The organism is Clostridiaceae bacterium, assembly GCA_012840395.1.
Lineage (GTDB): Bacteria > Bacillota > Clostridia > Acetivibrionales > DULL01 > DULL01.
In genome coordinates, this window is the sequence record DULL01000036.1 from 58,733 (window position 1) to 70,900 (window position 12,168).

Here is a 12,168-nt window from a genome sequence, read left to right on the forward strand (position 1 = left end):
GGGATGATTCGAAATGATGATGTGTTCAATATGCAAAGTTAATTATGCAATTGTTTTTATAACCAGAATATTTAATGGAAAACAAATACAAGAAGGCCTTTGTTTAACTTGCGCAAAGAAACAAGGCATTCAACCTATAAACCAGCTAATTGAGCAGACAGGAATGACGGAAGAAGATATTGATAATCTTAACCGCCAAATGGGAAGCATGTTTGAGGACATAGATCTGGAAGGGCTGAATGAAAAAGCAGGGGAATTTGATTTATTTAACCAGGATCAAAGTCCCGCTGGCAATGGCAATCCCTTCTTTAACCTGATAAACCGTGCGTTTTCAAAGAATAGTGGTAACTTGAGAAATGTTAAAGAACCACAAAATGATAATTCACAGGGTAAGGATAGCAGGAACTCAACAAGAACAAAGGTACAGGATAAGAAAAACGGAAAAAAGAAAAAATATCTGGATTTATACGGTTCAAATTTAACTGATTTGGCAAAAGATGACCAGATTGACAGAGTAATCGGAAGAGAGAAAGAGATTGACAGAGTTATACAAATATTAAACAGACGTACAAAAAATAACCCTGTATTAATTGGAGAGCCTGGAGTAGGTAAAACCGCAATAGCTGAAGGGCTTGCTGTAAGAATTGCAAAGAAACAGGTTCCTGCCAAATTATTAAACTCTGAAATATATCTTCTGGACTTAACCTCGGTAGTTGCCGGTACGCAGTTTAGAGGGCAATTTGAAAGCCGTATGAAGGGTATTGTGGAGGAGGCAAAGTCACTGGGAAATATTATCCTTGTGATTGATGAGCTTCACAATATAATGGGAGCAGGTGAGGCTGAGGGAGCAATGAATGCTGCAAATATCCTTAAGCCAGCCTTGGCCAAGGGTGAAATTCAGGTTATAGGTGCTACAACTATCAATGAATACAGAAAATATATTGAAAAAGATTCCGCTCTGGAAAGAAGGTTCCAGCCAATAATTGTAGAAGAGCCTTCAATACAGGAAAGTATAGAGATTTTAAAAGGTATCAGAGATTATTATGAAAATTACCACGGTGTAAAATACTCTGATGAAGTTATTGAGGCAGCGGTGGTACTTTCTGAGAGGTATATCACTGACAGGTATTTGCCTGACAAGGCTATTGATGTAATTGATGAAGCCGGCTCAAAAGCCAACCTGAAAAATGTGGCTTTAGCAAAACTGGAAACCTTAAAACAGGAGTTGAAAAAAGTTCAGGAAGAAAAAGAAAGTGCTGTATCGGCAGACTCTATAGAAGATTATCAGAAGGCAGCAGACTTAAAAGTGAGAGAATGCAGGCTCCTGGAACAGATTAGGGTTTTGGAAGAAAAGACTAAGGCAGTGGAAATCACTGTAGAGGATATCGCAAATGTAATAGAATCATGGACTAAGATACCTGTACAGCGTATTACTGAGGTTGAGGCAGAAAAACTGATTAATCTTGAGTCCAGGATTGCAAAAAGGATAATAGGACAGAAGGAAGCAATTAAGGCTGTTTCAAAGGCAATTAGAAGAAACAGGTCAGGCTTCAGAAAGAAAAAGAAACCTACTTCCTTTATATTTGTAGGTCCGACAGGTGTAGGAAAAACCGAACTGGTTAAGACTTTGGCTGCTGAACTTTTTGAAAGTGAAGAAGCACTTATAAGGCTAGATATGTCCGAGTACATGGAAAAGCATACAGTATCGAAATTGATAGGCTCACCGCCCGGATATGTTGGTTATGATGACGGAGGACAGTTTACCGAAAAGGTAAGAAGAAAACCTTATTCTGTTATACTGATGGATGAAATTGAGAAGGCTCATCCTGATGTATTTAATATGCTGCTTCAGATTCTTGAAGATGGCAGACTGACAGATAGCCATGGAAGAGTTGTTAATTTTGAAAACACTATAATAATAATGACTTCCAATGCCGGAACAAACCTTAAATCATCCGGTATAGGATTTAACAAGGACGGGTATATTGCCCTTGAAAGCAAGGTAAAAGGAGTATTGCAAGAAATATTCAGACCGGAATTCCTAAATAGAGTTGATGAAATAATTGTATTTACCGAACTCAGCAAAGAGGAAATAAAGGAAATTGCCAACCTTATGCTTGAAGAGGTAAAAAGTACAGCAGCTGCAAACAATATCAAGCTGGAATTTACCGAAGCTTTAAAAGATTTTATTGTTGAAAAGGGATATGATCCAAAGTATGGGGCAAGACCGTTAAGAAGAACTATACAAAAGTATATTGAAGATGAGCTTTCTGAAATTTATATTAGAGGAACTTGTAAACCTGGAGATACCATAAAGGTTGATTATTGCCAGGAAATAAAATTTGAGGTATTAAAATAATAATTTTTCAGGAGAGTAGCCATGATAGAGATCAGAAATTTATCTAAAAGCTATAATAAAGGACAGGTTAAGGCTGTGGATAATCTTACCTTGAATGTTAAAAGTGGTGAGATATTCGGTTTTCTTGGACCTAACGGCGCAGGAAAGACCACAACAATTAAAATGCTGGTAGGCTTACTTAATCCGGATGAAGGCAGTATCAAAGTAAATGGATATGATATAAGAGAAAATCCCATAGGTGTCAAAAACAGCATCGGTTATGTTCCCGATAACCCAGATGTATATGACAGGCTAACCGGGATTGAATACCTGAATTTCATGGCAGATGTATATAACGTTCCTAAAGATATAAGAAAACAGAGAATTGAAAAATTCCTTGAAATGTTTAACCTCACAGATGCTGTCTCTGATCTCATAAAGAGCTATTCTCATGGAATGAGACAGAAAATCGTATTAACAGGGGCTCTGCTTCATGATCCTGCAGTTTGGATTCTTGATGAACCCATGGTAGGTTTAGACCCCAAATCGGCACATTTGTTAAAGGAACAGATGAGAGCTCATTGTGAAAATGGAAACACAGTGTTCTTTTCCACCCATATTCTTGAAGTGGCAGAAAAGCTGTGTGACCGCATAGGTATTATTCATAAAGGTAAACTTATAGCAATAGGTACCATGGATGAACTGAGACAAGGTGATAATGCAGATTCCCTTGAAAGTATCTTTTTGGAGTTGACAGAGCAATGAAAAAGTTTTTAGCCTTATTGAAAGTTTGTTTGAATATAAACTTTGGGATTTCAGCTTTAAAATATAGATATACAAAAGAAAAAAAGAAGTTGTGGGAACCAATACTCATTGTCCTGTCAATTATTGTTGGTTTTGGCCCACTGATTGCTTTTTATAGTTTTTTTATTAATGGACTATTCTATGCAGGGCTTACGATGGGACAGCCCGAAATTATTCTTACTTTGGCTATAACTGCTGCCCAAATTATTGTGCTGATATTTGGTATTTTTTATGTAATGAGTGCATTCTACTTTTCCACGGATATGAATGTTCTTATACCTTTGCCTCTTGGAGCATACCAGGTCCTTGGGGCTAAGTTTATAGTAATAACAGTAAATGAATATTTGACCACATTTCCTATACTTCTTCCTCCTATTATCATTTATGGCATAAATATGGAAATGGGAGTATTGTATTGGATTAAAGCGCTGTTGGTTGCTCTCTCCATTCCGGTGCTTCCTCTTGTTCTCAGTTCCATACTTATTGTTGTTCTTATGAGATTTATCAATATAAGAAAAAGCAAGGACTTGCTGGCAGTTATAGGGGGACTTTTTATCATAGTTTTAGCTCTTGCATTTAATTATTTTATGCAAAGGCTCCCGCAGAATATAGCAGGTAATGAGGCAGAATTTTTTAACAATCTTATTACAAGCCAGTATGGACTAATTAAAGAAATAGGCAGAAAATTTCCTCCAAGCATATGGGCTACCCTGGGTCTTGCCGCTTCCGGCACGGAGGGAGCAGGATATTTCCTGCTATTCATTGGAGCATCCATAATGCTATTCTTCTTCCTTCTCTGGATCGGGAATAAGATATTCTATAAAGGTGTAATATCGGGCCAGGAAGTAAACCGCAAAAGGAAGGTAATGTCTGCTGAAGAGGTTCAAAAGAAATATCAGAAAAGAAGCAACCCGGTAATGGCCATACTCCTGAAAGAATGGAAGATACTTTTAAGGACCCCTGTATATGTTCTGAACGGTCTTGTAGGAGCCATTATCGGCCCGTTAATAATATTCCTTACCTTTATAGGCCAGGGCACTTCCGGAGAAATGGCATCACTTATTGATATGTTAAAAGATCCCGATATAACCATATATGTATCTTTGGGTGGCTTAGCTGTTATGCTTTTTACATCGGGTATGAATGTGGTGGCTTCAACCTCTGTATCCAGGGAGGGAAGAACTTTCTGGATATCAAAAATTATTCCTGTTTCACCTTCATATCAAGCTTTGGGCAAATTCCTGCATGCAATGCTAATTTCTTTTATAGGGATTGTACTGACAGGAATTATGATGGTTGTAATATTGGACTATTCAATAGCTATGATGTTCCTTTTAATAATTCTTGGAATATTAGGTTCTGTACCTCAAATTGCCGTTAATTTGATTATTGACATTATGCACCCAAAGTTGGAATGGAATAATCCTCAGGAAGCTATGAAGCAGAATTTTAATGCTGTGATAGGCATGCTGGCTTCTTTTTTGATAATGATATTTTATGCTGGTGCAACTTTTTTAATTATATCTTTTAGTCTTCCGGATTGGGTTTTATTTATTGGCCTTGGATTTGTAATGGCAGTATTATCAATACCCAGCATGATCATATTGTTTGCCGTTGCCAATAGAAAATATGCTTCTCTTGAAGCATGAAAATTGAGGAAAGCAAAGGGAGGGTTCTTTCAGGCGAAGCACAGGGACGGTTCTTTTGCTTCCGCGTTGACGGAAGCAGAAGAACCGTCCCTGCGCTTCGCTAGTTATTTTTCGCTAGTTATTTTGCAGCAAGAACCTTTTTTAATTTAGCAAATCTTGGTAGGCCATCTTCAAGGGGAACCTTTGATTCGCCTTGAATTAAAGGAAGAGCATAGCGTACGAAGTCTTCAGTTAGTCCGGTGCCATTCTTATCAATCCATTCAAGAGGAACTTTTCTTTCAGTATTTGCTACTTCCACTAAGTCAACTAATTTGATATTGCATTTATAATTAGGACCTTGTGCCCTTTCAAAAGCTACCATCTTGTCTGTAACACCATTAACAGCATTTTGGACTGCAGCCTGGCCGGCCATGTAAGCTTCATTTACATCAGTAAGGGAAGCCAGGTGGGCTGCACATCTTTGCAGAAGGCTAAATTCAATAGGACGTACCTTAGCACCTGTTTTTTCCTTGACTATATTTGCCAATGTATATGCAAGACCACCTAATTGGGCATGTCCGAATGAGTCTTTACTCTTGGCGATGTCTGAACCGTATTCTGAAATATAAACTCCATTTTTATCTTTTATACCCTCGGAAACTGCAACGATTACATTATTATTTTTTTCATATATTGAAATGGTTTCCTGGAGAAACTTATCCATGTCAAAAGGAAGTTCAGGCAGATATATCAGGTCAGGTCCGTTCCCCTTATATGCTGCTAATGCAGAAGCGGCAGTTAACCAGCCTGCATTTCTACCCATTATTTCAATTATTGTAATCATGCCCTTATCATAAACTCTTGCATCATGATAAACTTCCATTATGGAAGTAGCAACATATTTTGCAGCACTTCCGTATCCAGGGCAATGGTCTGTTCCCCAGAGATCGTTATCAATTGTCTTTGGGACACCTATAACTCTACATTCATACCCGGCTTTCTGCATATATTTACTTATTTTATTACAGGTATCCATAGAATCGTTTCCGCCGTTGTAGAAGAAATACCTGATGTTGTATTTTTTAAATACTTCCAGAATTCTTTTGTAATCACTATCGTCCTTTTCAACATCTTTCAATTTATAACGTACAGAACCTAGTGCGGAAGATGGTGTGGTCTTGAGGAGTTCCAACTCGTATGGATCTTCTTTTCCGATATCATAAAATACTTCATTAAGTATGCCCTTTATACCGTGAGCAGCACCGTATACAGCAGTAATGTTACTCTGTTTTAGTGCTTCCTGAAAAACACCGGCAGCACTTGCATTAATAACAGAGGTTGGTCCGCCTGACTGCCCGAATATTGCAGCACCTTTTAAATTACTCATTATCTATACCTCCATTTCAACTATATTAATATGTGTTTAATTTATATTTTTACAATAATACTAGTTCAAATACTAATGTGTTAAAAAAAACACAATTAAAATTTAATATATCATAATGATTAACAAAAAGCAATTTTATTATTACAATATTGTCACGTATAAGTAAACCGTTACATTTATTGTTGTGGAAAATCAAAGAAATATAGCTTATAATCATATTGAGGGTCTTAAATGAAATTATTAACACCGTATGGTAATAAGATAAATATGAAAAGTATAGTTGAGAGGCTTAAAGGAGAATTTAGATTTAAGAATAAGGGGCAGGCCTTATTCCTTCTGGATGGAATTGTTATCAACGCGGCATATATGTTGACAACCGGTGTGATACTATCAGGATATTTACTTAATCTTGAGGCTTCGGATTTTCTCGTTGCCCTTGTAAATAATTCAACAAATTATACCTCAATAATGTCCTTATTTTCTTATTTTATATTCGAAAAAGTTTCAAATAAAAAAAGAATGATGCTGTCAATGAATTTTCTTTCCAGGTTAATGATATTTCTAATTATAGTGGTACCGATGTTGATTAATAATAAAAGCCTGTCTATTGGAATGACTGTATCAATGGTCATTATTTCTGATATTATCTGGGCTATATACAGAGTAGCATGGGTAGTATGGATCATGGACACAACTCCTGACGAATCTATAAGTGAGTATACCTATTTAAGAATGCTGCTGGCCAGGCTTTTTATGGGAATTGCTTCAATAGTGGGAGGAGTAATTCTGGACTACTATAATAAGGGCATGACTGGCTTTAGAATAGTCTTTACCATTGCTTTTGTATTATCAGTGACTGATCTGATCATTTTAAGAAAAGTAGAAAGTGTTGATAATAGTTCCAGACAGCTTTCTGCTTCTGTTTCAGAGAACTATTTTCAGCCGGTTAAGCAAAAGGATTACAGAAATTATCTTTTTTTTATTTTTTTGTTTTATATGGTATATACCATGTCAATCTCATTTGCACCGGTTTATTTAATAAAATATCTTGATCTTGATTACAAGTTCGTTTCGGCTGCAGGGTTTATTTCAAACTTTTCTTTTATTCTCTCCAACAGGCTATGGGCAAAAATTGAGAGGAAAAGGGGCATAACTTTTGTTATGGGATTATCTGCTGCCTTTTTTGCCTTTGAATTGCTGCTCCTCGGACTCCTGCGAACAGAAACAAGTTTTATTTATATCATTTCATGTATATCCACAGGGGTAGGGTTAGGAGGATTTACCGTAACAACTATGACCTACAGATATAACATAATACCTGTTGGAAGCAGGATAATTTATGAAGGATGGTTTTATTTCTTTTATGGTATGGGTATGTTGTTAGCTCCATTTGCAGGGGAATTATTTATTCATAATATAGAATTTGTGCAGAATATGAATATAGGGTTAAATCAGTTTCAATTATTGTTCTTTTTTGCTTTTGTTATAATGTGGCTGCTGATTTTTATTTCATTTGTAAAGCCTAAAGTTTTCAAGGAGGTTTAAATATAATTTTAGGTCAAAATTAAATAACCCGGGGTAATGTTCTTCTGCCAAAATAAACCTTGCTTTTATCATATGATTTGATAAAATTAAGATAATGGTAGCATGTCAAAAACTTAACATGTTAATAATAAAACATAATATTAATATTAAATATTAATATTAAATAACGATATAAAAGGAGCTGATCACATGCCGTTAGTTACATCAAAAGAAATGTTTAAAAAAGCATATGAAGGTGGATATGCAATTGGAGCATTTAATGTTAATAACATGGAGATAGTTCAAGGTATTACAGAAGCCGCAAAAGAAGAGAATGCACCTCTTATTCTGCAAGTTTCTGCCGGAGCAAGAAAGTATGCAAAGCATACATATCTTATGAAATTGGTTGAAGCAGCAATTGAAGATACAGGACTTCCAATATGTCTGCACTTAGACCACGGTGAAGATTTTGAAATATGCAAATCCTGTATTGACGGCGGATTTACATCAGTTATGATCGACGGTTCAAAATATCCTTTTGAAGAGAATATAAGGCTTACAAAACAGGTTGTTGACTATGCCCACGAGAGAGGCGTTGTTGTTGAAGGTGAATTAGGAAAATTGGCAGGTATTGAAGATAACATCAATGTATCTGAAAAAGATGCAGCCTTCACAGATCCAGACCAAGTTGAAGAATTTGTTGCAAGAACAGGTGTTGATTCCCTGGCAATTGCAATTGGTACAAGCCATGGTGCTTACAAGTTTAAAGGTGAACCAAAGCTGAGATTTGATATTCTTGAGGAAATACAGAGAAGGCTTCCCGGTTTCCCAATTGTATTACACGGTGCTTCTTCAGTTATACCTGAATTGGTAGATACTATCAATAAATACGGCGGACAAATGCCAGGGGCAAAAGGTGTTCCGGAAGATATGCTGAGAAAAGCTGCTTCAATGGCGGTTTGTAAGATAAATATCGACTCTGATTTAAGACTTGCTATGACTGCAGCAATCAGAGAACATTTTGCAAACCATCCGGCAGATTTTGACCCAAGGAAGTACCTTGGTCCTGCAAGAGAAAGCATTAAGAAGCTTGTAAAGCATAAACTGAGAAATGTATTAGGATGCAGCGGTAAAGCATAATACTAAAGCATAATACTTGGCAGTATATTCGTTCTATACAACCATTCTGATAAAAAAATACCATTTAAAAGAAGAAGGCCTTAAGTCAATATGACAGGCCTTCTTTTTCTGTATAATAAAATAGCTAGTAGTCAATAATACTTTTTGAGGTGTTGTTGATTGAAAAAAAGAATAGGGATTCCCAGAGGTTTATTTTATTATCAATATTTTCCCTTATGGGATGTTTTTTTTAAAGAGCTTGGGGCGGAAGTCGTTCTTTCAGGAACTACAAATAAAAAAATTTTTAATGATGGGGTAATGGTTTGCAATGATCAAACCTGTATACCGGTTAAAACTTTTTTCGGACATGTTATGTCACTTATAGATAAAGTGGATTTATTATTTATACCAAGGTTTACAAGTATCTCAAAAAATCAATATATCTGCCCTAAATTCGGTGGTTTGCCGGATATGGTGAGAAACACCATAGACGGTTTGCCTGAAATTATAGATGTAGAAGTAAATTTGAGAAAAACCAAAAAAAATGCTCTTAAGGCAGCAATTTCAGCAGGTAAGTATTTAACCGGCAATCGGAAAGAAATCACCAGGGCTTTTAGAAAAGCTCTTGACAACTACCGGGATTATAGAAACCAGTTGAAGAAAGGTATTCTTCCAATAGATATTTTGGAGAAAAAGCTGGTTTTATTAAAAAAGCCTGCGGAGGATTCTAAAAATATAGCAGTAATAGGTCATGTTTACAATCTCTATGATAGCTATATTAATATGAATCTAATTGGCAAGCTAAGAGAAAACAGAATAAACATAATAACACTTGACATGGTGGAGGGAAAGGATATTCTCGAAAAAGCCCGGACACTGAATAAAGAAATGTTCTGGAACTTTGGCAGCAAAGCCATAGGCGGTGTGATGCACTTGTTGGAAGAAGGAGGTCTGGATGGAATAATATATGTCATGAGTTTCGGTTGCGGAGTAGATTCTTTTGTATGTGACCTTATAGAAAGAAAAGTAAGAAGAAAAGGAAATATTCCTTTCACGGTAATTACCATGGACGAGCATTCAGGAGAGGCAGGAATGAGAACCAGGATTGAAGCCTTTATTGATATGGTCAGATGGGCCGACAACAAATTTAAGAATATACCAAAAGTATCTATGTAAAAAGGAGACTGTTTATGATAGCTACTTTTCCCCATATGGGATATACATACATAACTATAAAGGCACTTCTTGATGACTTGGGTGTGGAATATGTTATACCACCTTTCAATAATAAAAAAGCCCTTGAGATAGGAACAAAATATTCACCTGAAATGGCGTGCCTGCCATTAAAAATTAATATCGGAAATTATATCCAGGCCTTTGAAAAGGGTGCTGACACCATACTAATGGCAGGAGGATGCGGCCCTTGCAGGTTCGGATATTATTGCGAGATGCAAAGGGAAATACTTCATGACTTAGGGTATGATGTTGATATTATAACTCTTGAATTACCCAGAAAAAATAAAAGAGAATTTATAGAAAGGATAAAAAAAATTACCGGTGGCTTCAATTTACCCAAAATAGTAAGTGCAGTAAAAAATGCTACCCAGGTTTCAATAGCTATGGATGAACTTGAACAGCTTTCCTTTAAAATAAGGGCCAGGGAGATTAACAAAGGTGATACAGATAAATTGATAAAGATATTTGAAAAAAAAATTCTTTCGGGTAAAGGTTCCGCACAAATATTGGAAACTATAAAAAATACAAGGAATGGACTTCTTAATATAGATATAGATAGGAATTTCCAGCCTTTGAAAGTTGGAATAGTAGGTGAAATATATACGTCAATTGACTCCTTCACAAGCTTCTTTATACAGTCCAGACTTGGAAATATGGGAGTAGAAGTCCACCGGTCGGTTACACTCAGTGACTGGATAATAGAGCATATAATAAAAAATCTTTTTAGGTTAAAAAGGAATCTGGATTTTGCCAGGGAAGCAAAGCCATATCTTGGAACAGCAATAGGAGGCCATGCGCAAGAGACTATAGGAAACGCAATTATATACGCCAAAAAAGGTTATGATGGTATTATTCAGACATACCCCCTTACCTGTATGCCTGAAATTGTTGCAGAAAGCATCCTGCCTTCAGTAGAAAGAGATTATGATATTCCTGTTTTAACGCTGATTATTGATGAAATGACAGGAGAAGCAGGTTATATTACAAGACTGGAGGCTTTTATAGATTTATTAAATAAAAGAAGGGAGAAGGTATATTTTGGCAGAAGAGAATTACTATTTGGGAATTGATGTTGGTTCAGTAAGCACAAATCTGGTTTTAATGAACCAGGATGATAATATCTTTGAAAAGATATATATAAGGACAAGTGGTCAACCAATAAATGCACTGACAAAAGGGATGAAAGACCTATCCGGGAGGGTAGGGAAAGACATAAAAATAAAAGGAGTAGGGGCTACAGGAAGCGGCAGGCATCTTGCCGGCATAATTGCAGGTGCAGACATAGTAAAGAATGAAATAACTGCTCATGCAGTTGCATCACAAAGAATCAGGCCTGATGTAAGAACCATAATTGAAATAGGAGGCCAGGACTCCAAGATAATTATATTACGTAATGAAGTGGTAAGCGATTTTGCAATGAATACTGTTTGTGCAGCAGGAACCGGATCTTTTTTGGATAGACAGGCAGCACGGTTGGAAATACCAATTGAGGAATTCGGAGCCTACGCCCTGCGCTCAACCTCTCCAGTAAGGATAGCCGGAAGATGTGCTGTATTTGCAGAATCTGATATGATTCATAAGCAGCAGACAGGACATAAACTTGAAGATATTATAAAAGGGTTGTGCGAAGCTTTGGTCAGGAATTATCTTAATAACCTGGCCAAGGGGAAAGAAATTAAACCTCCTATTATGTTTCAGGGAGGAGTAGCTGCAAATGTGGGAATGGTGGCTGCTTTTGAGGAAGCCTTAGGAGAAAAACTAATCATACCAAAATATTATGATGTTATGGGCGCCTATGGAGCAGCTCTTCTTGCTAAAGAAAAGATGCGAAAGAGCATGGAGCCAAGTGCTTTTAATGGATTTGATTCAGCAAACAGGACATATGAAACTAAAAGCATGGAGTGTAAGGACTGTTCAAACACATGTGAGGTAGTTGAGATATTATCGGAAGGAGAAATAATAGCCCGTTGGGGGGACAGGTGCGGCAAGTGGACATCTATGGTAAACGGTCAATTGAAAAGTTTATTTCCACTTTGCAAAAGTAAATTCCACAGAATGTATAATGGTAGAACAAAACTACGTATAAGCTGATTTTGATTGGTTTATTTTATGAATATTTTTAGTGCTTTTTA

Annotated in this window: 9 protein-coding genes; 8 read left to right on the forward strand and 1 reads right to left on the reverse strand. The window is 36.5% G+C overall.

Annotated features, from left to right (window positions below):
- The first annotated feature begins 13 nt into the window (after positions 1–13).
- The 3 genes from GXX20_04885 to GXX20_04895 are packed head-to-tail and all read left to right on the forward strand — an operon-like array spanning position 14 to position 4,791.
- Positions 14–2,359 (forward strand): ATP-dependent Clp protease ATP-binding subunit, encoded by a 2,346-nt coding sequence (locus GXX20_04885; protein ID HHW30999.1) that lies wholly within the window; start codon positions 14–16, stop codon positions 2,357–2,359.
- Positions 2,360–2,380: 21 nt separating this feature from the next.
- Positions 2,381–3,103, forward strand: a complete 723-nt coding sequence (locus tag GXX20_04890; GenBank protein HHW31000.1) for an ABC transporter ATP-binding protein — start codon at positions 2,381–2,383, stop codon at positions 3,101–3,103.
- Positions 3,100–4,791 carry a hypothetical protein gene (locus GXX20_04895; protein ID HHW31001.1) on the forward strand — a complete coding sequence of 564 codons (1,692 nt, stop codon included), beginning with the start codon at positions 3,100–3,102 and terminating at the stop codon, positions 4,789–4,791. The genes GXX20_04890 and GXX20_04895 overlap by 4 nt, the downstream gene beginning before the upstream one ends.
- A gap of 118 nt (positions 4,792–4,909) precedes the next feature.
- On the opposite strand, the gene GXX20_04900 is transcribed toward GXX20_04895, so the two are convergent.
- Positions 4,910–6,157, reverse strand: a complete 1,248-nt coding sequence (locus tag GXX20_04900) for a 6-phosphofructokinase (protein ID HHW31002.1) — start codon at positions 6,155–6,157, stop codon at positions 4,910–4,912.
- Between the two features lie 231 nt (positions 6,158–6,388).
- Here GXX20_04900 and GXX20_04905 point away from each other — a divergent pair, with 231 nt between their 5' ends.
- The 5 genes from GXX20_04905 (at position 6,389) to GXX20_04925 (ending at position 12,127) form a co-directional block, all read left to right on the forward strand.
- Positions 6,389–7,702, forward strand: coding sequence for an MFS transporter (locus GXX20_04905; GenBank protein HHW31003.1), 1,314 nt, complete (start codon positions 6,389–6,391; stop codon positions 7,700–7,702).
- Positions 7,703–7,891: 189 nt separating this feature from the next.
- Positions 7,892–8,821, forward strand: coding sequence for a class II fructose-1,6-bisphosphate aldolase (fba, locus tag GXX20_04910; GenBank protein HHW31004.1), 930 nt, complete (start codon positions 7,892–7,894; stop codon positions 8,819–8,821).
- Between the two features lie 159 nt (positions 8,822–8,980).
- Positions 8,981–9,976 (forward strand): hypothetical protein, encoded by a 996-nt coding sequence (locus GXX20_04915; protein ID HHW31005.1) that lies wholly within the window; start codon positions 8,981–8,983, stop codon positions 9,974–9,976.
- A gap of 14 nt (positions 9,977–9,990) precedes the next feature.
- The gene (locus GXX20_04920) at positions 9,991–11,106 is read left to right on the forward strand and encodes a CoA protein activase (protein HHW31006.1); all 1,116 of its coding nucleotides are present in this window, start codon (positions 9,991–9,993) and stop codon (positions 11,104–11,106) included.
- Positions 11,075–12,127 carry a 2-hydroxyglutaryl-CoA dehydratase gene (locus GXX20_04925; protein ID HHW31007.1) on the forward strand — a complete coding sequence of 351 codons (1,053 nt, stop codon included), beginning with the start codon at positions 11,075–11,077 and terminating at the stop codon, positions 12,125–12,127. Before GXX20_04920 ends, GXX20_04925 begins: the two co-directional genes overlap by 32 nt.
- The last annotated feature ends 41 nt before the right edge of the window (positions 12,128–12,168 follow it).